Source organism: Kribbella italica (genome assembly GCF_014205135.1).
In the GTDB taxonomy this organism is placed as follows: domain Bacteria; phylum Actinomycetota; class Actinomycetes; order Propionibacteriales; family Kribbellaceae; genus Kribbella; species Kribbella italica.
The window spans coordinates 4,998,854-5,024,438 of record NZ_JACHMY010000001.1 but is presented as its reverse complement, the minus strand read 5'-3'; the positions used below and the strand labels follow the sequence as shown (position 1 = coordinate 5,024,438).

Annotated in this window: 21 protein-coding genes; 9 read left to right on the top strand and 12 right to left on the bottom strand. The window is 70.2% G+C overall.

Annotated features, from left to right (window positions below):
- Window positions 1-19 precede the first annotated feature (19 nt).
- From HDA39_RS23340 to HDA39_RS23325, 4 genes are read left to right on the top strand one after another with little or no spacing between them, the layout of a single operon-like run.
- On the top strand, window positions 20-2,902 hold the full coding sequence (locus tag HDA39_RS23340) for a family 20 glycosylhydrolase (protein WP_184798399.1): 2,883 nt from the start codon (window positions 20-22) through the stop codon (window positions 2,900-2,902).
- A gap of 27 nt (window positions 2,903-2,929) precedes the next feature.
- Complete coding sequence (locus tag HDA39_RS41880; protein ID WP_202893106.1) at window positions 2,930-5,638, top strand: alpha-L-fucosidase; 2,709 nt, start codon at window positions 2,930-2,932, stop codon at window positions 5,636-5,638.
- Window positions 5,639-5,665: 27 nt separating this feature from the next.
- Complete coding sequence (locus HDA39_RS23330) at window positions 5,666-6,658, top strand: hypothetical protein (RefSeq protein WP_184798397.1); 993 nt, start codon at window positions 5,666-5,668, stop codon at window positions 6,656-6,658.
- Window positions 6,655-8,232 (top strand): hypothetical protein, encoded by a 1,578-nt coding sequence (locus HDA39_RS23325; RefSeq protein ID WP_184798394.1) that lies wholly within the window; start codon window positions 6,655-6,657, stop codon window positions 8,230-8,232. Before HDA39_RS23330 ends, HDA39_RS23325 begins: the two co-directional genes overlap by 4 nt.
- A gap of 68 nt (window positions 8,233-8,300) precedes the next feature.
- On the opposite strand, the gene HDA39_RS23320 is transcribed toward HDA39_RS23325, so the two are convergent.
- Window positions 8,301-10,310: a HelD family protein gene (locus HDA39_RS23320; protein WP_184798392.1), complete on the bottom strand. Its 2,010-nt coding sequence runs from the start codon at window positions 10,308-10,310 to the stop codon at window positions 8,301-8,303.
- 47 nt (window positions 10,311-10,357) lie between these two features.
- Window positions 10,358-11,131, bottom strand: a complete 774-nt coding sequence (locus tag HDA39_RS23315) for a phosphatase PAP2 family protein (protein ID WP_184798390.1) — start codon at window positions 11,129-11,131, stop codon at window positions 10,358-10,360.
- Between the two features lie 180 nt (window positions 11,132-11,311).
- Between HDA39_RS23315 and HDA39_RS23310 the strand changes: the two genes are divergently transcribed.
- Entirely contained in the window at window positions 11,312-11,875 is a 564-nt protein-coding gene (locus tag HDA39_RS23310) for a nucleotidyltransferase family protein (RefSeq protein ID WP_184798388.1), read from the top strand.
- Here HDA39_RS23310 and HDA39_RS23305 read toward each other — a convergent pair.
- On the bottom strand, window positions 11,872-13,512 hold the full coding sequence (locus HDA39_RS23305) for a DNA repair helicase XPB (RefSeq protein ID WP_184798386.1): 1,641 nt from the start codon (window positions 13,510-13,512) through the stop codon (window positions 11,872-11,874). The genes HDA39_RS23310 and HDA39_RS23305 overlap by 4 nt on opposite strands.
- Window positions 13,513-13,598: 86 nt before the next feature.
- Window positions 13,599-15,044 carry an MFS transporter gene (locus tag HDA39_RS23300; protein WP_184798384.1) on the bottom strand — a complete coding sequence of 482 codons (1,446 nt, stop codon included), beginning with the start codon at window positions 15,042-15,044 and terminating at the stop codon, window positions 13,599-13,601.
- Window positions 15,045-15,173: 129 nt separating this feature from the next.
- Between HDA39_RS23300 and HDA39_RS23295 the strand changes: the two genes are divergently transcribed.
- The gene (locus HDA39_RS23295) at window positions 15,174-15,797 is read left to right on the top strand and encodes a TetR/AcrR family transcriptional regulator (protein WP_184798382.1); all 624 of its coding nucleotides are present in this window, start codon (window positions 15,174-15,176) and stop codon (window positions 15,795-15,797) included.
- Window positions 15,798-15,828: 31 nt separating this feature from the next.
- On the top strand, window positions 15,829-16,701 hold the full coding sequence (locus HDA39_RS23290) for a DUF2797 domain-containing protein (RefSeq protein ID WP_184798380.1): 873 nt from the start codon (window positions 15,829-15,831) through the stop codon (window positions 16,699-16,701).
- Here the strand turns inward: HDA39_RS23290 and HDA39_RS23285 are convergent.
- The 3 genes from HDA39_RS23285 to HDA39_RS23275 are packed head-to-tail and all read right to left on the bottom strand — an operon-like array spanning window position 16,698 to window position 20,043.
- Window positions 16,698-18,977 carry a helicase-associated domain-containing protein gene (locus tag HDA39_RS23285; protein ID WP_184798378.1) on the bottom strand — a complete coding sequence of 760 codons (2,280 nt, stop codon included), beginning with the start codon at window positions 18,975-18,977 and terminating at the stop codon, window positions 16,698-16,700. The genes HDA39_RS23290 and HDA39_RS23285 overlap by 4 nt on opposite strands.
- A 53-nt stretch (window positions 18,978-19,030) precedes the next feature.
- Entirely contained in the window at window positions 19,031-19,267 is a 237-nt protein-coding gene (locus tag HDA39_RS23280; protein WP_184798376.1) for a P-loop NTPase family protein, read from the bottom strand.
- A complete protein-coding gene (locus tag HDA39_RS23275; protein ID WP_184798374.1) occupies window positions 19,264-20,043 on the bottom strand; it encodes a GNAT family N-acetyltransferase in 780 nt (259 codons plus the stop codon). Before HDA39_RS23275 ends, HDA39_RS23280 begins: the two co-directional genes overlap by 4 nt.
- 86 nt (window positions 20,044-20,129) lie before the next feature.
- Between HDA39_RS23275 and HDA39_RS23270 the strand changes: the two genes are divergently transcribed.
- Window positions 20,130-20,912, top strand: a complete 783-nt coding sequence (locus HDA39_RS23270; protein ID WP_184798371.1) for an alpha/beta fold hydrolase — start codon at window positions 20,130-20,132, stop codon at window positions 20,910-20,912.
- On the opposite strand, the gene HDA39_RS23265 is transcribed toward HDA39_RS23270, so the two are convergent.
- The 4 genes from HDA39_RS23265 to HDA39_RS23250 form a co-directional block, all read right to left on the bottom strand.
- On the bottom strand, window positions 20,899-21,276 hold the full coding sequence (locus HDA39_RS23265) for a DUF427 domain-containing protein (RefSeq protein ID WP_184798369.1): 378 nt from the start codon (window positions 21,274-21,276) through the stop codon (window positions 20,899-20,901). The two genes, HDA39_RS23270 and HDA39_RS23265, sit on opposite strands and share 14 nt — an antisense overlap.
- 63 nt (window positions 21,277-21,339) lie before the next feature.
- A complete protein-coding gene (locus HDA39_RS23260) occupies window positions 21,340-22,146 on the bottom strand; it encodes a metallophosphoesterase (RefSeq protein WP_184798366.1) in 807 nt (268 codons plus the stop codon).
- Window position 22,147: 1 nt separating this feature from the next.
- Complete coding sequence (locus HDA39_RS23255) at window positions 22,148-22,285, bottom strand: hypothetical protein (RefSeq protein WP_184798364.1); 138 nt, start codon at window positions 22,283-22,285, stop codon at window positions 22,148-22,150.
- 20 nt (window positions 22,286-22,305) lie between these two features.
- Window positions 22,306-22,926 (bottom strand): SIMPL domain-containing protein, encoded by a 621-nt coding sequence (locus tag HDA39_RS23250; protein ID WP_184798362.1) that lies wholly within the window; start codon window positions 22,924-22,926, stop codon window positions 22,306-22,308.
- A 114-nt stretch (window positions 22,927-23,040) separates the two neighbouring features.
- Between HDA39_RS23250 and HDA39_RS23245 the strand changes: the two genes are divergently transcribed.
- Complete coding sequence (locus HDA39_RS23245; RefSeq protein WP_184798360.1) at window positions 23,041-23,982, top strand: DUF6454 family protein; 942 nt, start codon at window positions 23,041-23,043, stop codon at window positions 23,980-23,982.
- On the opposite strand, the gene HDA39_RS23240 is transcribed toward HDA39_RS23245, so the two are convergent.
- Window positions 23,975-25,441, bottom strand: coding sequence for a restriction endonuclease (locus HDA39_RS23240; protein WP_184798358.1), 1,467 nt, complete (start codon window positions 25,439-25,441; stop codon window positions 23,975-23,977). The genes HDA39_RS23245 and HDA39_RS23240 overlap by 8 nt on opposite strands.
- Window positions 25,442-25,585 lie beyond the last annotated feature (144 nt).

Genomic DNA, 25,585 nt, shown 5'->3' with positions numbered 1-25,585 from the left:
GCCCCCGAGGAGCCCACCGATGAAGCTGCCCCGCCCGCAGCACACCGCCCGAGTCCGCCGACTAGCAGTAGCCCTCCTGGCACTCACCACCGCGTTCGCGGTCCCGACCTCCGCCAAGGCGGAGGCCGGGACCGCGAACGCGGGGACAGGGGGAGGGGCCGTCGCCCCCGGAGCTCCTGGCTTCGCCGGAGCGGCGGCGGTGGGAGGGGCTGTCGCTCCCGGAGCTCCTGGCTTCGCCGGAGCGACCCTCGCCTCCGGCTCAGCTGCTGCCCAAGCGCCCGAGGGTGCTGGCTCTCTCCGCGAACTCCTGCCGGCCGCGGCGGGAAGTTCCAGCGGCGTTGCCCGGCCGTCGCGCGGCGGCCAGCCCACGGCGGTGCCGCAGGTGTTGCCCGCTTTGGCCGGCTGGCAAGCTGCCGACGGGCAGTTCGAACTGGGTCGGCACAGTCGGGTGGTTGCCAACTCCGCTCGGGCCGAAGCGGCAACGTTTGTTGAGGATGTCGGGCGTCGGCTGCCTGTGGTTGGAGGGAAGGCGAAGGCCGGTGACATCGTGCTGGCTGTTGATCCCCAGCGCAGTGAGCTCGGCGCCGAGGGCTACGAGCTGACGGTCGGGAAGACGATTGCGATCACCGCGAAGACCGACGCTGGAGTGTTCTACGGGACCCGGACTGTGCTGCAGCTGTTGAAGCATGGGAAGGTGCCGGCGGGCCGCGTCGTCGACGTACCGGCGTACGCCGAGCGCGGGGTGGGCGTGTGCGCCTGCCTGATCAACGTCTCGACCGCGTGGTTCGAGCGGCTGGTGAAGGACGCCGCGTACCTGAAGCTCAACCAGTTGTGGGTCGAGCTGAAGGTGAAGAGCGACGTGCACCCGGAGTCCGTCGAGTGGGGGTACTACACCAAGCCCCAGATCGCTGCCCTGCAACGGCTGGCGGACAAGTACCACGTGACGATCGTGCCGGAGGTCAACTCGCCCGGGCACATCGAGCCGTGGATCCGCAACCGGCCCGATCTGCAGCTGACCGACAACACCGGCGCCAAACAGGTCAGCCGGCTCGACATCACCAAGCCCGAGGCGTTCGAGTTCCTCACCTCGATCATCGACGAGAACCTGAAGACCTTCCGGACGCCGTACTGGCACATGGGCGCCGACGAGTACATGCTCGGCTCGGACTACGCCAAGTACCCGCAGCTGCTCGAGTACGCGCGAGCCAAGTTCGGCCCGGGCGCCGTGCCGCAGGACGCGTTCGTCGACTTCATCAACCGGGTCAACGCGCACGTGAAGGCCAAGGGCAAGACCCTGCGGATCTGGAACGACGGCATCACCGACGCCGCGACCGTCCCGCTCGACCGCGACATCGTCGTCGAGCACTGGCTCAGCGGCGGCGTCAAGCCGAGCCGGCTGATCGCCGAGGGCCGCAAGGTGATGAACTCGGCCTACGCGCTCTACAACGTCCGCGGCGGCTTCAAGACCAACGCCCAGCAGCTCTACGACTCCGGCTGGACGCCCCTCCGGTTCGAGGGCGAAACGCTTGCCAGTAGCAACGGTGTGACCGGCGCGAAGGTCACTCTCTGGCCGGACAACGGCTCGGGCAACACCGAGAACGAGATCGAGGCCGAGGTCCGGATGCCGCTGCGTCTGGTCGCGCAAGCCACCTGGAGCACCGTCAAGCCCGACCCGACGTACGCCGCCTTCACCGCCCGCGCCGACGTCGTCGGCCGCGCACCGGGCTTCGCCAACGTCGACCGTACGCCGGTTGCCGCCGGCACCTACTCGCTGTCCGCCGGTCGCGACTACCTCGGAGCGGCTGCCGCCGAAGGCGCTGAGCTGAAGCTGGACAGCACCGAGTCGGCCTGGGACGTCACGCCGACCACCGATGGCTACTACACCCTGACCAACCTGGCGACCGGCCGCTGCGCCGAGTCCCGTGTCGGCGTCCGCTACCTCAACACCCCGCTACAGCCGGGCACACCGATCACGGCGCAGACCTGCGACAGCACCAACCGCCTGCAGCGCTGGCAGCTCGCCAAGTCGGGCAGCCGGATCACACTGGTCAACGCGATCACCCGCATGGTCGCCGTGGTGGACCGCTCCGGCGGTCTGATCCAGCAGATCCCCGACGGCCACCGGGCGACACCGCTGACGCTCAAGCCCGTACTGCGTGCTGTTGCCTCCGTCGATCGCCAGACCGTCGTGTCGGGCTCCACGGCGCAGCTGACGGTCACCGTGACCGCCAAGGCCCGCGCAACCGACGTCACCGTGCGCCCGACCGCTCCCGCCGGCTGGAGCGTCACCCCGGCCAGCCGCTCCACGCGAGAGCTCACGGCGGGCGGCAGCTTCACGGCGACATTCACGGCGACCCCACCAGCCGACGCACCAGCCGGTACGGCGGCGCTCGGCGCGGCCACGTCGTACAAGCAGGGCGGTACGACGCATCGGCTGAGCACGACTGCCGGCGTACGGCTGAGCTGTGTGCCGGCTGCGACCAGTCCGGTCGCGGTGAAGTTCGTGGACAGCGAAGAGACCACCGGCGAGGACGGCCGGGCCGTCAACGCGATCGACGGGAACCCGGCGACGTTCTGGCACACGGAGTGGTCGGCACGTCAGCCGCAGCCGCCGCACGAGATCCAGCTGGACCTCGGCAGCGCCAAGTCGGTCTGCGCGGTGACCTACCTGACCCGGCAGAACGCGACCAACGGCCGCATCGCCGACTACGAGCTCTACCTGAGCGCAGACGGTGTCAGCTGGGGACAGCCGGCCTCCAAGGGGACGTTCGGCAACAGCCCGGACGCCAAGTGGGTGCCGGTCGCGGCGACGACCGCCCGGTACGTGCGGCTGGTCCAGCTCAGCGAGGCGAGTGGGAACCCGTTCGGGACCGCTGCCGAGATCACCGTCGACGCGAAGTAGGTGACTGGGATGCGCATCCTGCTGGCCATGAGCCTGTTGATCGGAGTGGTGAGTACCGTGCCCGCTGTGGCAGCTGATCCTGATGTGCTCGACGTGTCGTTCGGTGGCTCGTTCTCCAGCGGCCACACCTACACCGCGGCGACCGGTGAGGTGATGGGCGGCACGCTGACCCGTCGCAGCGGCGCCGAGTCGCAGGACCCGGCGCGTGGGCTGGTGCTCGCGGGTGGGCCTGACGGCGTCCTCTTTCAGCCCGGTACGGCGATCAGTGGTGGCGCGGTGCAGCGGTCGTTCCTGGTCGAGACGGCGTTCACTCCGGCTGCTGCGCAGGCCAGTCTGGCGACCGTGACGGCTGTCGGCGGCGCGATCTTCGGCCGGTACAGCGGGACCAACCTCCAGTACGGCTTCAGCTCCGAGGTCAACGGGGAGTGGCAGGACGTCGTCCAGTCCGTCCCGGTGCCGACTGCCGGTGAGCAGCACGTCCTGGCGCTGGCCTACGAGGTCGACGGGGGTGGTGCGACGCTGCACGCGTTCCTGGACGGGCAACAGTTGCCTGCTGCGGTCAGCACGGCCGGTACGGCGACCTGGCATGCCGATGCGGGTGCGGAGATCGGTGTGGGCAACGAAGTGCACCCGTCGGCGTTGCAGCGTGGTCTGGCGGGGTCTGTCCGGCAGGTGCGGCTGGCGACGTTCAGTGGGGCGTTCAACCCAGGTGATCTGCGGCTGGCGAAGCCGGTGGGGTCTACGGCCAAGGTGAGCGTGGGGTTCGAGGGGACGATTGAGCGAGGGGAATACGTGCCGGGGCTGGGGGAGAAGGCCTCGGAGCTGAAGGCTGCCGGGCGGATCACTGAGCCTGGGCGGCTGCGGCTGGACGGTGGTGGGGTCAGCTGGCGTGGGGAGCTCGACGGTGGGGTGCTGGCGGAGACTGTGGTGTCGCCTGACCTGCTTGATCGCGGGGCTGAGCTGATTGCGTTGGGTGAGGTGCGGTTGGTTGCTCTGGGCAAGCATGCTGTGGCGTTGCGGGCTGGGGGCAAGACCACCGAGGTGAGGCTGCCGAGGGCTTCGGTGAAGGAAGGGGTCGAGTACCACTACTTGGGGTTGGCGCTCGACGCCGGGACGGTTGATGTGTTGAAGGCGCCTGGGGTGACTGCGGTGAGTGTGGAGGTGGCCGGCGGGACGGTTGACGAGGTGCGGTGGCTGACCGGTGCGCGCGGTACGGCGTACGGGGTTGGTGTCAGCAGTTACTTCGGTGAGCCGTCGGCCGGGCTGAAGGCGTTGCCGTGTGTGGTGGGCAAGCTGAAGCCCGCGCAGACGATGCCGGTGGCGGAGGGGGAGTGTGTGACCTCCCTGGTGGCCAAGGCGTCGGCGATCCGGCCGGAGCCGCGGCAGGTGGAGTGGCAGCGGATGGAGCAGACGGCGTTCCTGCACTTCGGGGTGAACACGTTCACCGGGCTGGAGTGGGGACACGGTGACGAGGACCCCAACCTGTTCCAGCCGACCGGGCTGGACACCGACCAGTGGGCGCGCACGCTGCGGGACTCGGGCTTCAAGCTCGCCATCCTCACCGTGAAGCACCACGACGGTTTCCTGCTCTACCCGTCGCGCTACAGCGACCACAGTGTCGCGTCCAGCTCGTGGCAGGGCGGCCAGGGCGATGTGGTCGCGGCGTTCGTGAAGTCGATGCGCAAGTACGGGCTGAAGGTCGGCCTGTACCTGTCACCGGCCGACGAGAACCAGTACCTCGACGGTGTCTACGCCAACGGCAGTGCGCACACCCCGCGCACTATCCCGACGCTGCTCCCCGGCGACGACCGGGCCGGGCAGGACCTGCCGCAGTACACGCTGACCGCGTCGGACTACGGCGCCTACATGCTGAACCAGCTGTACGAGCTGCTGACCGAGTACGGGCAGGTCGACGAGGTCTGGTTCGACGGAGCGCAGGGCCGGATCCCACCGGACAAGGTGGAGACCTACGACTTCCCCAGCTGGTACGAGCTGATCCGCAAGCTCGCTCCGCGGGCGACGATCGCCGTCAGCGGCCCGGACGTGCGGTGGGTCGGCAACGAGTCCGGTCTGGCCCGGCCGGACGAGTTCAGCGTCGTACCGACGATCACCAAGCCGAACGGCTCGCCCGACTACGCACTCGGGTACGCCGCCGCCGACCAGGGCAGCCGGAAGGCCTTGCTGGCCGGGCGGGACGCGGGTGCGACCCAGCTGGCCTGGTGGCCGGCCGAGTCGGACGTGTCGATCCGGGAGGGCTGGTTCCACCACCCGGAGCAGTCGCCGCGCTCGGTGGAACAGCTGGCGGACATCTACTACAAGTCGGTCGGCCGGAACTCCGTGCTGCTGCTCAACATTCCACCGGACCGTCGGGGACGGCTGGACGATCAGGACGTCACCAGACTGGCGGAGTGGCGGGCCAAGCTCGCTGCTGACATGCCGCGGGATCTGGCGAAGGGTGCGCGGGTCAGCGGTGAGGGCACGGTGACCGTCCAGCTGCCTGCGAAGGCGACGGTTCGGAGAGTGTCGCTGGGCGAGGACATCCGCTTCGGCCAGCAGGTCGAGGCCGGGGTGATCGAGGTGCGTGATCAGGGCGGCTGGAAGCAGGTCGCCGCGTTCGGTGCTGTCGGCCACAAACGGATCCTCGCGCTAGACAGCCCGGTGACCACGGACCAGGTCCGCGTGAGGATCACCCAGTCCCGGGGGAAGGTGCGGCTGACCGCCCTGTCGATCTACTAGGACCTCGGGTGGGGCATGCTGGCGCGCATGCGTTTTCTGGCCGGACTGCTCCTGCTCACCACACCCCTGACCGGTCCCAGCACTGTGGTCCAGGGGTGGGACAGCAGTCCGGTGTACGTCGACCCGACGCAGCGAGCCTTGGTCCCCGACGAGGAGGCCAAGCAGCTCGCTGACCGGGTGGAGGGTCAGGACCAGGCCATCCGGATCGCTGTGGTGCCGGCGGCTTCGCTCGCGACCACGGGGACGCGTGAGCAGGCTGCACGTGTGTACGTCGACCAGGTGGTGGACCTGCGGCGCCAGGACGGTGTCTACATCGTCGTGTTCGGCGGATCGATCGTGTGGGGGAGTGCGGTCGGGGTGAACACACCGATTGCGGAGATCCTCACCGAGGAGCTGGGCAAGCACAGCCGGTCCGACCCGGTGGGCACGCTGAACGGGGTGCTGGACCAGATGGACGTGCCGAAGGCCGCCCAGTCCGGCTTCCCGGTGTGGGTGCTGGTGCTCGTTGTGGTGGCAGTCGTCGGCGGTCTGGGGTTCTGGTGGTGGAAGCGCCGGCCGGGCAAGGACGAAGGCCCCGCGCTCTACCGGCCGTCGTACGACGTACTGCCGGACGAGGCGGACACGCTGGAGGAGCGGCAGGCACTGGCGCGGGAGGACGTGACGCGCTTCGGCGAGGAACTGGATGCCGCCGACGTGCGTCTGGACGGCGTGGACACTGGAGCGGACGTGCAGGCGGCGATGGATGCGTACGCCGACGCCGGGCGAGTGGTCGACGCGTCGCCGACTGACGACCAGCTGCGTGAGGTGCGGAGGACGGTCGAGTACGGGCGCTGGCGGCTCGCCTGCGCCCAGGCACTCGTCGCCGGTACGCCGAAGCCGGCCCGCCGCGCGCTCTGCTTCTTCGACTCCTCGCACGGGACCTCCGTGACGGACTGGATGTACACCCCGCCAGCCGGCAAGGCCCGCGAGGTCCCTGTCTGCGCCGCCTGCCAAGCCCGCCTCTCGGGAGGAACCCGATGAACCCGCCCCGCAAGTACGTCCGGTACGGCGTCCGCCTGCCGCTGCTCCTGGCGGCGCTGGTCCTGACTGCTCTTCCGGTGACTGCCGGCCACGCCGCCACCCCGACGCCGACGCCTGGCAAGCCCAGTGCGACCAAGCCGACCCCTGGTAAGCCCAGCGCGACCAGGACCCGGCCGACCTACCGCTACACCCCGCCCGACACGGCGGGGGACAAGCGGAGGGCGATGGGGAAGGCCGGCCTCTACCTGGACAAAGTCGCCGCGGCCCTCGGTTCGCCCGGGCTGTGGGTCGACTCGAGCGTGAAGAAGCTGACCGCGCGGGAGACGGCCGAGCTGGACGCGGCGGCGAAGGCGTCGGCGGCGCCGATGCGGATCGCCGTCATCCCGGCGTCGGCGATCAACGTCGCGCCGAGCAGCTTCTCGTCGTCCACGCGGCTGGCATGGGAGGGCGAGGAGATCGCCGACCAGCTGTACGACCGGGTCGGCGTGGAGGGCGTGTACGCCGTACTGGTCGATGCGCGGTCGGAGTCGGCCGGCCGCGGGTTCCACGCGGTGCAGCGGGCCGACAAGGGGCCGACGTACCACGTGGGGAGCGCGGTCGACCAGGCGGTGGACTGCTGTGCGCCGGACTACGAGGAGATGCTCGAGCGGTTCATCCAGCGGGGGCAGGAGATCAACAAGCCGTTCTACATCGACGCGGCACCGTGGGCGGGTGGAGCTGCCGGGCTGGGCGGGCTCTGGTGGGGCGTGACCACGCTGGGCGCTCGCCGTGCTCGTCGCAAGGAGGAGCAGCAGCACCTGGAGATCACCAAGCCGCTGCTGAACGAGGAGATCATCGCGCTCTCGCAGCACGTGTCCGGGCTGCCGACGACGTCGGACCCGCAGCAGTCGAAGCTGTCGAAGGATGTGCTCGACACAGTGGAGAAGGCGCGGCACCGGCTTGACGAGGCTTCGGGGGACAGTGACACCGAGGCCGTGGCGACGCTGCTCGGGTCGGCTCGCTACGGGTTGCTCTGCCTGGACGCCGTACGGGCTGGCAAGCCGATGCCGGAGCCGACGGCTCCCTGCTTCTTCGACCCGCGCCACGGGCCGAGCACCGGCTCGGCGAACTGGACTCCCGAGGGCGGCCGAGAGCGAGCCGTCGACGTCTGCGACGCGTGCGCGGCCCGGCTGGCCGCTGACGAGCAGCCGGACATCCGCATGGTGACCGTGCGGGACCGGGCCCGGCCGTACTGGACGCTGGGTGAGGAACTGGCGTCGTACATCGACGGCTACTGGTCGCGGGGCGACGGGAGTCGCTGGTGGTTCCCCGACGAGGACGCCCGCCGAGCCGGCAACGAGATGCGTGCCCGCTGGGCCTCCCGCCGAGCCGGCGCCCGCTTCGGCCGAGCCGCCTCGGACCTCGGCACGTCGATCGGCAGCTGGTCCTCCAGCTCCAACTCCGACGACTCCGACGGAGGAGGCTGGAGCTCAGGCAGCTCCCGCCGCCGCTCCTTCTCCTCCCGCACCCGCTCCAGCGGAGGCGGCTCCAGCCGCCGCTCGTCGAGACGCTCAGGCGGTTCCAGAGGTTTCTGAGGAAGGGGAGGGGCGGTGCGCCCCCGAACGCTACGCGCTTCGCGCGTGCGTCTGCCCCCTGCGGCTTCTCAAGTAGTCAGCACCGCTGGGAGGTCCTCGGCGTGGAGGACTGCCAGCGATGTGACTGCACGGGTGAGGCAGACGTACAAGCGGCGGAGGCCTGTGCGCTCGTCGGCCTCGCCGGAAACGATGGCGGCCGGTTCTACCAGTACTACGTGGTCGAACTCGAGGCCCTTGGCCAGGCCGGCTGGTACGACGTCCAGGTGGGTCTCGACATCGTCCTCGTCGCCCAGGACGGCGAACGTGATGCCCTTGTCCTGCAGGGCTTTCCGGGTGTCGGCGACGAGCGCGTCGGGGACGATCAAACCGATCGAGCCAGGGCGCTCCGATACCTCGGCGACAGTGGAGACAGCAGCAGCGAGGCTGTCGGCGACTCGGGTGATGGTCAGTTCACCACGCGCACGCCGTACGGCGGTCGGTGGGGTCAGGTGCGGCGCGATTTGCGGCAGCAGCCGCGCGGCGTACTCGATCACCTGACCGGGGACCCGGAAGCCCGCCGTCAGCTCCTCAGTGTGAGCGCCAGACTTGCCCAGGTGGGTCAGTGCCTCGTCCCACGACGGTGTGGCCCACGGTGTGGTGCCCTGCGCGATGTCGCCGAGCACAGTCATCGAGCCGGTCGAGCAGCGACGCCCGACAGCCCGCAGCTGCATGGCCGACAGGTCCTGCGCCTCGTCCAGTACGACGTGACCCAGGCTCGGCGTCCGGTCGACCAGGTCGGCGATCTCGTCGATCAGCGTGGCATCGGCGACCGACCACCTGGCAGCTCCAGCCGAGCGCGGCGCCTTGTCCCACAGCAGGAGTCGCTGCTCGTCCTCGGTGAGGACTCCGTCGGCATGCTCGGCCAGCAGGTCCGCATCGGTGAACAGCCGGAACAGCAGCTTCACCGGATCGACCGCAGGCCACAGCGCCTCGGCGTACTGCTTCACCGGACGGCTCCGCGCGACAGCGTCCTGCACCCGGTCGTCAGGTGAGTCCCCAGCCGCCTCCATGCGCAGCAGTACGGCGTGCGCGAGCCGCTGCGGCAGCATCCCCCGGCCGGCGCCGTACCGGATGCCGCGGGTGCGTAGCTCGGAGACCAGCTCCTCAGCCTCGTACGCCGGAACGCGCCACCGATGCGAGCCGCGCGGCACCACCAGCGACTCCTTCGGCAGTTGGATGCCCGACCAGACCGCCCGGTGCAGCACCTCGGCCATCCGGGCGTCGCCCTTGAGCACGTCGACCGGCGCCGGACCCGGCCCGGCGATCTTCACCCGGGCGACCATCTCCTCGACGGTCGTCTGCTTCGCCTCGATCTCGCCGAGCGCCGGGAGCACGTCGCCGATGTAGCGCAGGAAGCTCGCGTTCGGCCCGACCACCAGGACGCCCGCGCGGCTCAACTGGTCGCGGTACGCATAGAGCAGGTACGCCGCGCGGTGCAGCCCGACGGCGGTCTTCCCGGTGCCCGGCGCGCCCTGGACGCAGATGGTCTGCTCGACGCCGGCCCGGACGATCACGTCCTGCTCGGGCTGGATGGTCGCCACGATGTCGCGCATCGGGCCGGATCGCGGGCGCTCGATCTCCGCGTCCAGGATGTTGCTGTGCTCCTCGGCGGCGGTCGTCGATGTGAGGTCCTCGTCCTCGAACGCCGTCATCTCGCCGTGCGTGAACCCGAACCGCCGGCGGGTGCCGACGCCCATCGGCTCGGTCTTGCTGGCTCGGTAGAACGGCACCGAGATCTCGGCCCGCCAGTCGACCACCAGCGGCTCGCCGGCCTCGTCGTTCACGTGCCGGCGGCCGATGTGGAAGGTCTCCGGCGTGGGCTCGAGGTAGTCCAGGCGGCCGAAGAACAGCGGCACGTCCGGGTCGTCCTCGAGTTCCTTCATCCGCCGCCAGATCGCCTGCTTGAGGAACTCGGTGTTCACCGGGTCCGCGCTGGCGATCTCCAGCGACCCGGTCTTCGCGCGCATCACCGCGAGGGCGGCGCGTGAGGTGGCGAGGTAGGACCGTTCGTCGTCGAGGGTGGGATCGTCGGGGGGCATGACAGAACCTCCGCTAAGCGGTCGACGGGTCAGGGAGCCCCGCTACGTTACTTGACGGCCACCGGCCGCGGTACCGAATTATCCGCGGCCCGCAGGCCGGGCCGCAGCAGCAGCGGCAGACTGACCGCCAGCAGCACCAGGACGACGATGCCGTCCATCCAGTAGTGGTTCGCTGTCACTACCACCACGCCGAACGTGATCACCGGGTGCAGCAGCCACAGCCAGCGCCACTTCGTCCGGGTGATCAGGATCATCGACAGCGCGATCAGCGCGGCCCAGCCGACGTGCAGGCTCGGCATCGCGGCGAACTGGTTCGCCACGCCGTCGGAGTGGTCCGGTCCGTAGACCGACTGACCGAACAGCAACCCGGTGTCGATGAAGCCGGGCATCATCCGCGGCGGTGCCAGCGGATACACGATGTGGCCGATCAGGGCGAGTGCCGTGACCGAGACGATCGTCCAGCGCACCCTGGAGTACGCCGTGGGGCGCCAGATGCTCAACCAGAGCAGGACAATGGCGGTGAGCGGCGCATGGACCGAGGCGTAGTACAGGTTGGCGCCCTCGATCAGGTGCGGGACCTGCAGTGCGTGCTGCTGGACCGCTACCTCGCTCGGCAGGTGCAGCCAGCGCTGGAGCGACAGCACCTGGTCCGCGTGGACGAAGGCCGAGCCGGTGTGCTTGGCGGCGATCTGCCGGCCGGCGCTGTAGACCAGGAAGAGCGTGGCCAGCAGGACTGCTTCCCGGACCACTCGCCAGACCACCGGGCCTGCTGATCGATGGCGTTCCCCCAGCCCGACGGGCTCCAGTGCCTGTGTCCCCATACTTTTCGACGGTACCGGCCGAGGCCTCCGGAATGGCCCAGGCTCGACCCTGATGTTGCCCTGGGCAACCCCCGAGGCACGCTCCGCCACCGGCCCGTCACCCCCTCTCCTGGGGTGCAACCCACGCCGGTGGCGAGCCAATTCCTGGATGACTCGTAGATCACAGTCCACACTGTCCGGATGGGAGATCTGGCGGGCGTTCTGCTGGCGGCCGGCGCCGGGACCAGGCTCGGGATGCCGGGCGGCCTGATGCGCGCGGCGGACGGTACGCCGTGGGTCGTCACCACTGTGGCCACCCTGCGAGCTGCCGGCTGCGGGCCGATCGGAGTGGTGGTCGGCGCTGCCGCGCCGGACGTGGTCGCCCTGCTCTCCGGGGAGGACGTCACCCTCGTACCGTCGCCGGACTGGTCCGACGGCCTGTCCCACTCGGTCAAGGCCGGCTTCGCCTGGGCCGAGCAGACCGACTCTCCGACAGCCCTCTTCCACATGGTCGACCGCCCGGAGGTGGGCCCGGCCGTACTCCGGCGAGTGGCCGAGGCCGCCGCGACCGGCGCCGACGCGGCAGGCGCCCCCGGCATAGCGGCCCTGGCTCGGGCAGGCTTCAACGGGTTCGCCGGCTACCCGGTCGTGATCGGCCGGGACCACTGGACAGCGGCAGCGGCCGCCGCCACCGGCGACCGCTCTATGGGCCCCTACCTCAAACGGGTCCCTTGCCCGCTGATCCCCTGCGACGACTTGCTCTAGGCGAAGAGGTTTTCCGCGTCCACGATCGTGTACGCGTAGCCCTGCTCGGCCAGAAAACGCTGGCGGTGGGCGGCGAACTCGGCGTCGACGGTGTCCCGGGCGACGATCGAGTAGAAGCGCGCCGTCCGCCCGTCACCCTTCGGCCGCAGGACGCGACCGAGGCGCTGGGCCTCCTCCTGCCGCGAGCCGAACGTCCCAGATACCTGTACGGCGACCGAGGCCTCCGGCAGGTCGATGGAGAAGTTGGCGACCTTGCTGACCACCAGGCGGTCGATCTCGCCGGTCCGGAACGCCTGGAACAACCGCTGGCGCTCCTTGACCGTCGTCTCGCCCTTGATCACCGGGCACTCCAGCCGCTCGCCGAGCTCGTCCAGCTGGTCGATGTACTGGCCGATCACCAGCATCGGCTCGCCCTTGTGGTGGTCGGCGATCCGCCGGACCAGCCGCGACTTGGCCGGGGTCGACGCGGCCAGCCGGTACCGGTCCTCGGGCTCGGCCGTCGCGTAGACGAACCGCTCGGTCTGCTCCAGGTCGACGCGCACCTCGACACAGTCGGCCGGTGCGATCCAGCCCTGCGCCTCGATGTCCTTCCACGGCGCGTCGTACCGCTTCGGGCCGATCAGCGAGAACACGTCGCCCTCGCGGCCGTCCTCGCGGACCAGCGTCGCGGTCAGGCCGATCCGCCGCCGCGTTTGCAGGTCCGCCGTCATCCGGAAGATCGGCGCCGGTAGCAGGTGCACCTCGTCGTACACGATCAGGCCCCAGTCGCGGGCGTCGAACACCTCCAGGTGCGAGTAGACGCCCTTCCGGCGGGTCGTCATCACCTGGTACGTCGCGATGGTGACCGGCCGGATCTCCTTGCGGGCGCCGGAGTACTCGCCGATCTCGTCCTCGGTGAGGCTGGTCCGCTTGAGCAGCTCGTCCTTCCACTGCCGCGCCGACACCGTGTTGGTGACCAGGATCAGCGTGGTCGCCGAGGCCTGTGCCATCGCGGCCGCGCCGACGATCGTCTTACCGGCCCCACAGGGCAGTACGACGACGCCCGAGCCGCCGTGCCAGAACGAGTCGACTGCCTGCTGCTGGTACGGCCGCATCTCCCAGCCGTCGTTGACCAGGTCGATCTTGTGCTTCTCGCCGTCGACGTACCCGGCCAGGTCCTCGGCGGGCCAGCCCAGCTTCAGCAGGGTCTGCTTCAGGTGGCCACGCTCGGACGGGTGCACCAGCACCATGTCGTCGTCGATCCGGTCGCCCAGCAGCGGCTTGATCTTGGCGGAGCGCAGCACCTCCTCCAGCACCGGCCGGTCCGTCGTGACCAGGACCAGACCGTGATCCGGGTGCTTCTCCAGCCGCAGCCGGCCGTACCGGTCGAGTGTCTCGGCGATGTCGACCAGCAGCGAGTGCGGGACCGGGTAGCGGCTGTAGCGCAGCAGGACGTCGATCACCTGCTCCGCGTCGTGCCCGGCGGCCCGTGCGTTCCACAGGCCGAGCGGAGTCAGTCGGTAGGTGTGCACGTGCTCCGGCGCCCGCTCCAGCTCCGCGAAGGGGGCGATCGCCTTGCGGCAGTCGTTCGAGTCCGGGTGCGCGGTCTCCAGCAGCAGGGTCTTGTCGGACTGCACGATCAACGGTCCGTCGGTCACGCAACATCTCCCGTCAGACGGTGTGATTCGAGGTGAGCCGGGCAGGATCACCCTGCCCGACCCTCCATTGTGCCTCGTCCGGCAAATCAGCCGACGGGGTCAGCCTCGAGAGCACCCGGTACGACGGCCGGCTGGACCACCGGCGGCGTGTGCTTGGGCAGGAACGCCGCGATCACCAGCGCCAGCAGCGACGCCCCGCAGCCGATCGCGAGGATCAGCCGGAACCCGTTCTGCGACGGCACCTGGAAGCCGCCGAACGAGATGGTCACCTGCGCCAGCACGAGTCCGGCGACGGCGCTGGAGACCGACGTTCCGATGGACCGCATCAGGGTGTTCAGGCTGTTCGCGGCGGCCGTCTCGGAGACCGGTACGGCGGCCATGATGAGCCCCGGCATCGCGCCGTACGCCAGACCGATGCCGGCGCCGATCACCGCGGCGATCACGACCAGCTGCCAGACCTCCGACATCATCACGATGCCCAGGCCGTAGCCGAGCGCGACGATCACCGCGCCGAGCATCAGCGTGACCTTCGGGCCGCGGGTGCGAGAGATCTTGGCGGACAGGGGAGCGGTCGCCATCATCACCAGGCCGGACGGCGCCAGCACCAGGCCGACGGCGAGCATCGAGCGGCCCAGCCCGTACCCGGTGGCCTTCGGCAGCTGCAGCAGCTGCGGGAGCACCAGCGACATGGCGAACATCGCGAAGCCGAACACTGCCGAGGCGATGTTGGTCAGCAGCACCTGGCGGCGCGCAGTGGTCCGCAGGTCGACCAGCGGCTGCTTGGTGCGCAGCTCGTACCAGCCCCACAGCACCAGGACCAGTACGGCGGCCGCGAACAGGCTGTCGGTCAGTCCGCTGCCCCAGCCCCAGTCAGCGCCCTTGGAGATCGCCAGCAGGAGGCAGAAGAGCCCGACGGACAGTCCGACCGCGCCGAGTACGTCGAAGCGGCCTCCGCTGCGTACGGAGGACTCCGGTACGAGCGCGACGACCACGCCGAGCACCAGTGCACCGGCTGCGGCAGCAGTCCAGAACAGCACGTGCCAGTTGGTGTACTCGGCGATCAGTGCGGCCGCCGGTAGACCCAGCGCGCTGCCGATGCCCAGTGAGGCGCTCATCAGCGCGATGGACGTGCCGAGCCGGTCCGACGGGAGCTCGTCGCGCATGATGCTGATGCCGAGCGGGATGACGCCGGCGGACAGGCCCTGCAGCGTGCGGGCGACGATCATCGGGGTCAGCGAGTCGCTCAGCGCGCCGATGATCGAGCCGATCACCAGCATGCTCAGGCTGAGCAGCAGCATCCGGCGCTTGCCGTACATGTCACCGAGCCGGCCGATCATCGGCGTCGCGATCGCACCGGCCAGCAGGGTGGCGGTGATCGCCCAGGTGGCGTCGCTCGGGGTGGCGTGCAGCAGGGCCGGGAGCTGCGGGACCAGCGGGATGATCAGGGTCTGCATCAGCGAGACCGTGATGCCGGCGCAGGCCAGCGCGGCGACCACCGCGTTGGGGCGCGGCGCGGCAGGGACAGCGGACATGCAGGGGCCTCTGGGCGGGGATGTTTGGTTGCGGAATACAACTAACCGTAAGTCAGTCAGTTGACTTAAAGCAAGCGAATCGGCAATCTGATGCCGACAAGCGGCGAACAACTGGGGCAGGGTGGGGCGATGGCAGTCCGGGCGCAGCAGACACGCGAGCTGATCCTGGCCGCCGCCGAGCGGCTGTTCGCCGAGCACGGCGTCGGCGCGGTCTCCAACCGGCAGATCAGCGAGGCCGCCGGCCAGGGCAACAACACCGCGGTCGGGTACCACTTCGGGACCAAGGCCGACCTGGTGCGGGCCGTCGTACGGCGGCACAGCGAGCCGATCGAGCGGATCCGCGCGCAGATGCTGGCCGAGCTGCCGGCCGAGCCGCAGCTGCGCGACTGGGTGGGGTGCATGGTCCGGCCGAACCCGGAGTACCTGGGGACGCTGAGTACGCCGACCTGGTACGCGCGGTTCGGCGCGCAGGTGATGACCGACCCGGCGCTGCGACAGATCATCGTCGAGGAGGCGATGACGTCGCCGCAGCTCCAGCAGGTGCGGGACGGGTTGAACACGTGTCTGCCCGCCGTACCGGCGACTGTGCGGGCTGAGCGGGGTGAAATGGCTCGGCACCTGATCGTGCACACGTGTGCTGAGTACGAGCGAGCTGTTGCGGAGGGTGTGCCGACGCCTAGTCCGACCTGGTCCCGGCTGGCCACTGGGCTGACCGACGCGATCACCGGGTTGCTGCTGGCGCCGGTGTCCTGAGGCTGTCGGCGGGCTGCTGTAGCTTTCGCGCATGCGGGTGACCGGGCTGCTGTGGAGTGGTGAGGAAGCGCAGCTGGAGTGGGCCACGGGGAAGGTCAGTCCGCTGATCGTCGGTGCCGAGCTGGCGTTCGTGTTCGGGGTGGACCGGCGGTGCATCGGGATCTGGCGGTCGGGGCGGCGGCTGGCGTGCTCGACCGCGACGGTCCTGGAGCCGACGAGCCGGAGTCCGCAGTGCCCCGACTGTCAGGCGATGGAGCGGTCCAACTCGATCGCGGCCGATACACGGCTGGACGATCCGCGGTCGTTCTCGGTGTACCTCGCGCACCACGGGAGCGTGGTGAAGGTCGGCATCACGGCGACCGAGCGTGGCGAGGCAAGGTTGCTGGAGCAGGGCGCGTTGTCGTCGACGTTCATCTCCAGCGGCTCGTTGCTGGGCGCCCGGCGCATCGAGAACCTGCTGATGACCACCCTCGGTCTGCCGGACCGGGTCTCCACCACCCGCAAGCGCGCTGCCCGCGGCCGTCCGGTTGCTGTTGCCGAGCGCACCGCCGCCCTGACCGACCTGACCAACCGAGCAGCTCAGCTGGAGTGGCCGGAAGGCCAGACCCGCTCCGAGTCACCGATCCGCGATCACACCACCGCCTACGGTCTACCTGCCGACGGGCTCCACCCCGACGCCGCCCTGCGCTCACCAACCGCCGGCAGCACGCTCAGCGGTGAGATCGCCTGCACGATCGCCGGAGATGTCTACCTGCGGACGTCGGCCGGCGTGGTCCTGCTGGACACCTACCTGCTCGCGGGCTGGTCCCTCAAAGCCGCTGAACCTGCTGCCCAGCTCTCCGTCCCACTCGAACCCGTGGAAGCATTGCCACCACCAGAGATCGAGCAGGACGCGCTCTTCTAGACCGGGCGGGCGGTCGCGATCCTGTGGAGGGCGTAGGTGCGGGGCTGGTCGGCCCCGTCGTCGTACGCCGTGAGCCAGCCGTCGGCGACTCGGACCGGCTCGACGACGCGTTCTGAGGCGTTGCCGTTGTGGTCGACGTACGAGATCCACGTGCGGCTGCTGGACTCGGCCGCGTTGGTGAGGACGCTGATCGTCTCGGCGGGGGCGCTCGGTTCCTGGCCGGCGTCCTCGGGGCGTTCGGCGGCTAGGCGGTCGCCGGTGCGGACCTTCTCGATCACGGCCTTGACCTGGTCCTCGGTGAGCTCGGTCGGCGTGTCGACGAAGTCCCGGCTGGTACGCCGACGCGGCGCGTCACCGCGGCGCGCGGTCGCCGTACTGATCTGGACGACGCCGTCGAAGGTCTCCGCGAGCGGCGCGAGACCGGCTTCGCGCAGGCGGGCCAGCACCATGTCCGGCGGTGACGGCGAGACCACGACCGTCGGCGCGAGCCGGCGGAAGCGCACACCGGGCAGGTTCGAGTTGAGCAGGTGCGTCAGCACGTCCTCGTCGTCGCAGCGCAGGTACGTCGTCGCCGTACCGATCCGCAGTACGCCGTGCCGCCGCGCGACGTCGTCGATCAGGTAGGTCAGCGGCTGCGGCACCGGCGTACGCGAGTGCTCGGCCAGCCACTTGTGCAGCTGGTCGCTGGTCCGGCCCATGTCGAACGCACGCCGTACCGAGCTCTCACTGAAGCGGAAGACCCCACCACCACCGTGCGACTCAGCATCGGCCATCGCCGCCAGGTCGTCCTGCACGGACCGCACCAGCGGCCCAGGCGCGACGGCGGTCAGGTCAGCCTGCAGCAGGAACTCCGTCACCGGCGCGGGCACCATCGGCTCGATCGCCGCGGCCAAGTCGTCCGCGGTCGGCTCCTCGTCCAGCAACGGCCGCGCATGAGCACTCAGTGAGCCAAGCCCTGTCAGCCCCAGCAGCGCGGCCTCCGTCAGCGTCCACTCGACCAGGTCGTCCCGGAACTGCCCACCGCGCCGCGGCCGATGCCAGGCCACCCAGGTCACCACCGACTCGGTCGCCGGCGCTGAGCCCGCTTCCGCTTCGGCCAGCGCCTCCAACGTCAGCTGACGCACCTCCGGCGCCAGCAGGCGCTCCAGGTCTGGTGCCAGCGCGTTGACCAGTCGCTCGCGCGCAGCAGCAGTCGCGCCGCCGCTGTCGCGCCGGCCGATCAGACCGATCGCCCGCAGGCCCGTGTGCCAAGCGATGACCAGCTGAGCCCAGCGGTGCGCGGTGTCGAGCTCCAGCCAGTCGTCGTACGCGCCGGTCGGCAGCCACAGGTCGCTGGAGCCGACCTCGACAGCGGCGACCAGGCCGGCGGCGTACGCGATCTCCAGCACCGCGCCGGCGGTCTGCTCCTCGACACCGATCCGCCCGGCGAGCGAGCGCAGCTCACGGACTCCGATGCCGCCGGTCCGCAGTACGGGCGGTGGCTCGGTGCCCAGCTGCTCCAGCGCGCGGTCGACCAGCCGGACCAGGTCCAGCGCGGCACCAGCAGCAGCCCGGTCCGCGATCGACGCCGACACCTGCTTGCCGTCCAGCGGCGGAGGAGTGGGCCGGGTCGACGGCAGCACGCGTCCACCGCGTAGGTGCAGACCGATCTGCCGAGGCAGTACGACGGTCGTCGGGTCCTTCGGTACGACGAGCCCGCGCGCGAGCAGCTGCTCCACCGGGCTCTTCGCCGAGGCGATGGTCACCGGGCGCTCGGCCTTCTCCACCGTGCCGGTCGGCGGCCCCCAGGTGAGCTTGGCGAGCACCTCCCGTGCCTCCGGGCCGGCCTCTTCGATCAGCTTGTCCAGGTTACCGAAGTGCCGCGTCGTGACAGGGCCCAGCCCAGCAGGTGTCGGGCCCAGCAGCTCGTGCACGGCTCTGATCGGGCGTAGGTCGTCCTCGGTGCCCCAGACCAGCGCCAGCGCCAGCAGCTCGATCACTCGGGGCTGGACGATCTCGACGGGCTGGTCGACACCCGCGGCGAGTCCGGCGACGTCCACCGGCTCGGGCAGCGCCGACAGCGCCTCCAGCAGGTCGACACCGAACTCGTCCAGCCGGTTGATCGCGCGGGCCGCGGAGGCGTTGGTGGTCGCCCTCGCCGCCAGCTGGCCGGTGTCGGCAGGGATCGGCGTCGCCAGATCGGGCCGGTGCCGCAGCAGGTGCCCGAGAGCAGCGTCGTCCCAACTCCGCAGTGCCTCGGCGAGGGTACGGGGGCGGGTCCGCTCGGTGTTGCTCATCCCTCCCACGGTACGGCCACCCGTCCACCCCGCACGACTCGCGGCCGAAATCTTCACCGACCGAACGAAACGGCCTCCGGATCGGCAGGCAGGTCCGCGGGCAGACCCAGGTCAACAAGTATCCGGCCCAGCACCGCTTCCATCTCCTGGTGCTCGTCGAACACGTGCTGCTGCTCGACGATTGCCGTGCCGCGGCCGAGCCGCGCTCGCAGTTGCCGAGCGGTCGTCGACTTGCCGGAGCCGGAGTTGCCTCGCAGGACGATCAGCCTGGACTGAACGCCACCGATCACTCGGCCCCGCCCGCGTGGCCGATGCGGCGGAAGCCGACCCGCTCGTACACGGCGGCGACCGCGTCGTTCTGGGCGGACAGGAGGACCAGGTCCACGCCGTTCGCGAAGGCGTGCTCGACCAGGCAGCTGGTCACCGCGGCGCCGAGGCCCTGGCGGCGGGCAGCCGGGAGGGTTGCGACGCCGACGATCTCCGACGACGTACCGACCGGCTGATGTACGCCGGACGCCAGCATCCCGTCGTCACCGAACGCGGCCGCCGTCACCGAGACGCCGGCCTCGGCCCGCTCCAGCAGGGCTTGCGCCGTCTCGTCCGAGACCTCGTACGCATCCCGCTCAGCCGCACCGGCGTCGCCGACGTCGGTGCCCGGCGTGCTGAAGCCGACGTTCGCCACTGCCCGCGCCTGTCGCAGCAGCTCGAGGTCGGCCGGCAGGATCTCGCACCGGGCTGCAGTCTCCACCGGCTTGAAGTCCGCGGCCTCCAGCACCAGCAGCGGGTACTCGACCACAGTCAGCCCGGCAGCCTCAGCGGCCGGTCCGAGCGTCGGGCAGGTCTCCACGACCCACTCGAAGCTCAGCGGTAGGTCCAGCTCGGCACACCGCTGCCGCACCCGCTCCACGTCGGCCTGCTCGACCGCACCGCCGCCGGGCAGCGGGCGGGCGTAGTACGGCCAGATGGTGGTCGTCCGGAAGAGGGTGAACGGCCCGAGCTGCTCGCCGGTCGCACCGGACAGCGGGACCGCATGTAAGTACTCGTCAACGCGCGTCAGCTCAGTCATCGCCCGCAGTGAAGCGCACCAGGGTCGATCATGTCGAGCAATTTCCTGCGGCTCCGACGTACCGACCAAGACCCAGGGAGGAACCGATGGAGAACGTTGTATCCGCCGACGGCACCCGGATCGCCTACGAGCGCTCCGGCAGCGGCACGCCACTGATCCTGATCGGCGGCGCACTCTGCGACCGCGCCGTCACCCGGCCGCTGGCCCAGGCACTGGAGCCTGACTTCACCGTCGTCTCGTACGACCGGCGCGGCCGTGGCGACAGCGGCAACACCAGCCCGTACGCCGTCGCCCGTGAGGTCGAGGACCTCGCCGCACTGATCACCGCGCTCGGTGGGACCGCAGCCGTCTACGGGCACTCGTCCGGCGCGGGCCTGCTCGTGGAGGCCGCGGCGACCGGCCTGCCGATCAGCAAGCTCGTCCTGCACGAGCCGCCGTACAGCCCGGACGACGCCGCGGCGCAGCAGGAGTCCGACGAGAGCGCGGCCGTCGTCGAGCGGCTCATCGCGGCGGGCCAGAACCTGCGGGCCGTGACCGAGTTCCTGCAGATGACTGGCATGCCGGAAGACGCCGCCAAGGAGTGGGCAGCGTCGAACGGCCTCGCGGAGCTGGCGCCGACCATCCTTCACGACTTCGCCGTGATGGACAGCTCACCCGGCGGCACCGTGCCGGTCGGCAAGCTCGCGCGGCTCACCCAGCCTGCACTCGCGCTGTGCGGCAGCGTCAGCCCGCCGTTCATGGTCGACGCCGCTCGGCTGGTCGCCAAGTCGTTGCCGAACGGGCAGTACGTCGAGCTGGAGGGTCACCACCACGTCGTACCGCCCGAACTGCTGGCGCCTGTGCTGACGAACTTCGTCAGTCCGCGATGATCTCCAGCTCGACCCGGTCGGCGTAGAACGCGACGTGGTCCTTGATGTCGGCGACCGCGGCGTACGGCTGCTCGTAGGTCCACACCGCGTTCACGCCGGCCTCACCGAGCGCCGGGATGCTGTAGTACGCCGCGTCGCCCTTGTACGGGCAGTACGTCGTGTGGTCGGTGCGCTCGAGCAGGCTCAGGTCGACGTCACCGCGCGGGACGTACTGCACGGCCGGGTACGTCGACTCCTGCAGCGACAGCGCACCGCGGGTGTCGGCCAGCACCTGGCCGGCCACCTTCACCAGCACGCGGTCCGGGTTCTTCTCCACCGTGATCGGGTGGTCCGGGCCAGGGATCTTGACCGGCTTGTCCGACATCTGGGTCTCCGCTCTCCGCAGGCAAATACGTCCTCGAAGGAGCAACCCCGGCGCCGGCCGGATTCATTCCCCGGAGTCGCCGAGCGGTTCGAGCTCGACCACCAGCGACGGCCCACCGTCGAAGGTCCCGGCGTCGATGCCGAGCACCAGGTCGTCGCAGTACAGCAGCGGGCCGGTGACCCAGGCCGGGTCGATGCCCATCTGGTCGGCGACGATGCTGTGCCCGTGCACGATCCGCTCGCCGCCGAGGTGCTGCAGCAGGGTCCGGGCGAGCTCCGGCCCCTCCGGCCCGCGGAAGGCGTAGCGCGACGTCATCCGGCGCCAGGTCTCCCACCACACGGTGATGTCGTCGCTGTGCAGGTCGGCCCGAGCGGACGCGTTGATCTCGTCGATCGTGCTGCCCCACTCGACGTACTCGGCGGTGTCGGAGTGCATCAGCAGGTGCCCGGCGTCGAGCCCGAGCATCGGCTGGTCCAGCAGCCAGGCGACGTCCTCGTCGGTGAGCAGCTCCTGGTCGCGGTCGATGCCGCCGTTCAGCGCCCAGCTGCGCTCGAAGCTGCGCAGCGTGATCCCGTCGTGCGGCACCGCCTCGTCGCCGAACTTGTGCATGCCCAGCGCGAGGATCTCGTGGTTGCCGAGCAGCATCCGGATCTCGCCGGTGCCCTGCGAAGCCTGCGCGCTCAGGCGTTGTACCAGGCGCAGGACGCCGATCCCGTCCGGGCCGCGGTCGAAGAAGTCGCCGAGCAGCCACAGCCGCGCGTCCCGGCCGGACCAGTTGCCCTCGGCGTCGACCAGCTCGGCCTCCAGCAGCGAGGCGGCCAGCTTGTCCGGGTGCCCGTGCACGTCGCTCACGACGAACGACGCGGTCATGTCAGCCTCGCGGCGTCAGCACGATCAGTACGACGTTGAGGACCGAGACGGCGGTGGCGACCAGACATGCGGTGAGAGTAGTCGGCAACCGGTTGACCAGGCTGCCCATGATGCGCCGTGTTGCCGTCGACTTCACCAACGGCCGACTGTCAGTTGGACTCAGGCCCAGTTCCAGCGGACCTCGACGGTGACGTCGACGGTCTGCTCGCCCGGGCTGACTCCCATGTCGGCAGCGAAGCCACCGGTGCTGGCCGCCTTGGCCGACATCTCCCGCAGCGGGACGTAGCCCTGCGACTCACTGACCGCCGCGATCCCGCCGATCGACTGGCCGGTCAGCTCCGCCAGCTGCTCGGCCTTCAGTTGCGCCTGCTTGAACGCGAGTTGCCGGGCCTTGTCGACCAGTGCGGCCTTGTCCTCCACGTCGAACTGCAGGAAGTCCAGGCCCAGGCTGTTGCCCACGGCAGCGACCGCGGCGTTCAGCAGGCGGCCGAAGCCGGTCAGGTCGCGTGTGGTCACCGCCATCGAGTGCGAGGCCCGGTAGCCGGTGACGGTCATCGACTCGCCGTACTGCGGGTGCACGGACACGGAGCTGGTGGCGATGTCGCCGGCGGCGACGCCTTCGGCCAGCAGCGCGGCCATCACGGACGCGGTGCGTTCGGCGACCTGTGCGACCGCGTCGGCGACGTCGGGCGCGTCCTGCCCGACGCTGAGCGTGAGACGCAGCAGATCGGCCGGCGCGGTGGCCTGACCGGTTCCGGTGACGGTGATCCCAGTGTCCATGCGTGCAGTCTGACACTTCACCCGGCGCACAGCCTCTGGTCAGCTGGTGTCGGCCGGACCTTCTCCGGCCGGGCAGATGCTGCCCGGACCACCAGACCGCCCAGGGAGACCACCATGCGCCGGAAGACCTTGCTCGCCACCGTCATGGCGGGCGCACTGCTCGTCGGACTGACCACTGCCGGGGCGGAGGCGGGCGGACGCGACGACAAGGTCGCCAGGGCCTTCGAGGCGACCACCCGCAGTACGCCGTGGACGCAGGTGGCCAAGATCCCGCTGAAGTTCCCGACGTACCACCCGCAGGGCTTCGCGCTGGTCGGCGACCTGATCTACCTGTCCAGCGTGGAGGTGCTGGAGGCGCCGGTGAAATACCCGGTGCCGGTGGACGGATACGACCGGAGCCCGGGCAAGGGCATCGGGCACCTGCTCGTGATCGACCGCCAGGGCCGGCTGAAGAAGGACATCCGGCTGGGTGAGGGCACGGTGTACCACCCGGGCGGGATCGACTTCGACGGCGAGAACGTCTGGGTCCCGGCCGCGGAGTACCGGCCGAACAGCAAGGCGATCGTCTACAAGGTGAACCCGAAGACCTACCGGGTCACCGAGCAGTTCCGCGTCCGCGACCACGTCGGCGGAGTCGTGCGCGACCGCCGTACCGGCCGGGTGCACGGGGTCAGCTGGGGCTCGCGGACCCTGTACGAGTGGACGGCATCGGGCAAGCAGCTGGACGCTCAGCCGAACCAGAGTCACCTGCTGGACTACCAGGACTGTGACTACGTCAGCCGGAGCAAGCAGCTCTGCGGCGGGGTCACCGGACTGCCGACGGCGACCGGTGGCGGCTACGAGCTCGGCGGGCTGGCCCTGATCGATCTGAAGGACGACAACCGGATCCTGCACGAGATCCCGTTCCCGGCGTTCTCCTCCGCCGGGCACAGCGCCACCCGCAACCCGGTGGCGCTGGAGGTCGAGGGCAAGAAGCTCCGGCTCTTCACCGCTCCGGACGACGGCGAAGAGGTCAACGGGACCGAGCTGTACGTCTACGAGTCGCCGATCAGCTAGCGCGCGGCACGATACGGGCCGGGATGTCGTGCTGGTGGCACAGCGCGAGCAGCCCGGTCCCGTCGATCAGCTGCAGCGGTTTGCCGTTGGCGAACTGGTAGCTGGACGGGCCGAACCCGCTGGTGGTGATCAGGATCCCCTTCGTCGCCCCGGCGTCGACCACGGTGCCGAACAGGTCCCGTACGGCGCTGGGCGGCACGGTCCGCGTGTAGAGCTTGGCCTGGACGACGAACTTGCCGCCGGTGATCGGCCGCGGGTCGTACGCGACGCAGTCGATCCCGCCGTCGTTGCCCCGCCGAAACAGCCGGGTCTCCAGCCCCATCCGGGTGAGCAGGTTGTGCACCAGATGCTCGAACTCCTCTGGGCTCAGGTCCAGCAGGTTCGGCCGGCTGTCGAGCTCGCTGACCACGTCGACCGGCTCCACCGTGCGCGGGTCGGTCAGGTCGAACTCCAGCACGGGTTCGACCGGCTGCAGCTCCTCCGGGTGCCGGGAGACCTCCGCACCGAAGTAGTGCCGCACACAGGCGACCGGGTCGAGCTGGTCGAGCACCAGCGAGGTGAACTGCTCCCGCGTGGCCCGCAGGGTGATCAGGCACGGCCGGACCGTCCGCCCGGTGGCCGCGTCGACTGCCTCGACCATCCCGTTGAAGACGACGGTGTCGACCACGCCGTACCGGTCGTGCGCGAAGACCAGGTGCAGCGCCCGCAGCGCGCACTGCGCGACAAGCTGCTGGTAGAGCAACCGCAGCTCGCGCTCCTCTCGCGGTACGGCGAGCACGGCGTCGGAGGCCTCGTCGTAGCGGTAGGCAACTGCCGGCGGGATCACGCTGATGTCCGGCAGGTCCCACTCGAGTGCCAGCAGCGTCGACTCCGGCACGTACCCGGCCCGCCGGTGCCGTGGGAAGTCGAGCGGCTCGGCCGTCCGGTCCAGCGCCTTCTGGAAGTACCGGCTGACCGCCCGCCGGTCCTTGGCCCGCACGCACCGCTCGTACTCGTCGACGCGGGTGTGCTGCTCGGCAGTCGCCTCGTCCAGCCGGCGCTGCTGGTCCGCCTGCTCCCGGACCGCCCGGGCGACCCGCAGCTGCCGGGCCTCCTCGGCCAGCCGGTGCCGCTCGATGGCTTCGGCGAACCTGTCCTCGGCGTCGCGCAATCGCCGGGCATACCGCCTGTTGCCACCGACCCAGCTCGCGAACGGGCCTGGTGGACTCGGTAGGAACGCCGCCCAGTCCGGGCCCGGGTGCGGCTGCAGGTCCGCCGTCGCCAGCCGTGGCGGAGCCCGGCGCGGCGCCCGCTTCAGGGTCTGCAGGTCGGTGCCGCGGACTTCCTCGGCCAGCGCCGAAGCCAGGACGCCCTCCAGCAGGCGGACACGCTCGTGCGCCGCAGCGGTCCGCTGCGCCGCCTCGGCCGTACGTCCGGGCGGACGCTCGCTGCGGGCATGTCGATCCACCGACCAGCCCATGGCCTCACACCTCTCCTTCTCCAGCGTAAGCGCGGCTTCACGCTCTGCGACCGCCGATGACGCAGAGTTGGTCATGACATTGCTTGCCGTCCACACCTGTGATGTCTCAGGACATGGGTGACAGTTCTGGATCAGGAGATCGGT

Excerpts from the sequence above, each read along its gene's own strand:
- HDA39_RS23310 (WP_184798388.1), top strand. The coding sequence starts at position 11,312 with ATGGGAGATCTGGCGGGCGTTCTGCTGGCGGCCGGCGCCGGGACCAGG.
- HDA39_RS23300 (WP_184798384.1), bottom strand. The coding sequence starts at position 15,044 with ATGTCCGCTGTCCCTGCCGCGCCGCGCCCCAACGCGGTGGTCGCCGCG.
- HDA39_RS23260 (WP_184798366.1), bottom strand. The coding sequence starts at position 22,146 with ATGACCGCGTCGTTCGTCGTGAGCGACGTGCACGGGCACCCGGACAAG.
- HDA39_RS23325 (WP_184798394.1), top strand. The coding sequence starts at position 6,655 with ATGAACCCGCCCCGCAAGTACGTCCGGTACGGCGTCCGCCTGCCGCTG.
- HDA39_RS23340 (WP_184798399.1), top strand. The coding sequence starts at position 20 with ATGAAGCTGCCCCGCCCGCAGCACACCGCCCGAGTCCGCCGACTAGCA.
- HDA39_RS23320 (WP_184798392.1), bottom strand. The coding sequence starts at position 10,310 with ATGCCCCCCGACGATCCCACCCTCGACGACGAACGGTCCTACCTCGCC.
- HDA39_RS23330 (WP_184798397.1), top strand. The coding sequence starts at position 5,666 with ATGCGTTTTCTGGCCGGACTGCTCCTGCTCACCACACCCCTGACCGGT.
- HDA39_RS23315 (WP_184798390.1), bottom strand. The coding sequence starts at position 11,131 with ATGGGGACACAGGCACTGGAGCCCGTCGGGCTGGGGGAACGCCATCGA.
- HDA39_RS23295 (WP_184798382.1), top strand. The coding sequence starts at position 15,174 with ATGGCAGTCCGGGCGCAGCAGACACGCGAGCTGATCCTGGCCGCCGCC.
- HDA39_RS41880 (WP_202893106.1), top strand. The coding sequence starts at position 2,930 with ATGAGCCTGTTGATCGGAGTGGTGAGTACCGTGCCCGCTGTGGCAGCT.
- HDA39_RS23240 (WP_184798358.1), bottom strand. The coding sequence starts at position 25,441 with ATGGGCTGGTCGGTGGATCGACATGCCCGCAGCGAGCGTCCGCCCGGA.
- HDA39_RS23285 (WP_184798378.1), bottom strand. The coding sequence starts at position 18,977 with ATGAGCAACACCGAGCGGACCCGCCCCCGTACCCTCGCCGAGGCACTG.
- HDA39_RS23265 (WP_184798369.1), bottom strand. The coding sequence starts at position 21,276 with ATGTCGGACAAGCCGGTCAAGATCCCTGGCCCGGACCACCCGATCACG.
- HDA39_RS23250 (WP_184798362.1), bottom strand. The coding sequence starts at position 22,926 with ATGGACACTGGGATCACCGTCACCGGAACCGGTCAGGCCACCGCGCCG.
- HDA39_RS23290 (WP_184798380.1), top strand. The coding sequence starts at position 15,829 with ATGCGGGTGACCGGGCTGCTGTGGAGTGGTGAGGAAGCGCAGCTGGAG.
- HDA39_RS23270 (WP_184798371.1), top strand. The coding sequence starts at position 20,130 with ATGGAGAACGTTGTATCCGCCGACGGCACCCGGATCGCCTACGAGCGC.
- HDA39_RS23275 (WP_184798374.1), bottom strand. The coding sequence starts at position 20,043 with ATGACTGAGCTGACGCGCGTTGACGAGTACTTACATGCGGTCCCGCTG.
- HDA39_RS23245 (WP_184798360.1), top strand. The coding sequence starts at position 23,041 with ATGCGCCGGAAGACCTTGCTCGCCACCGTCATGGCGGGCGCACTGCTC.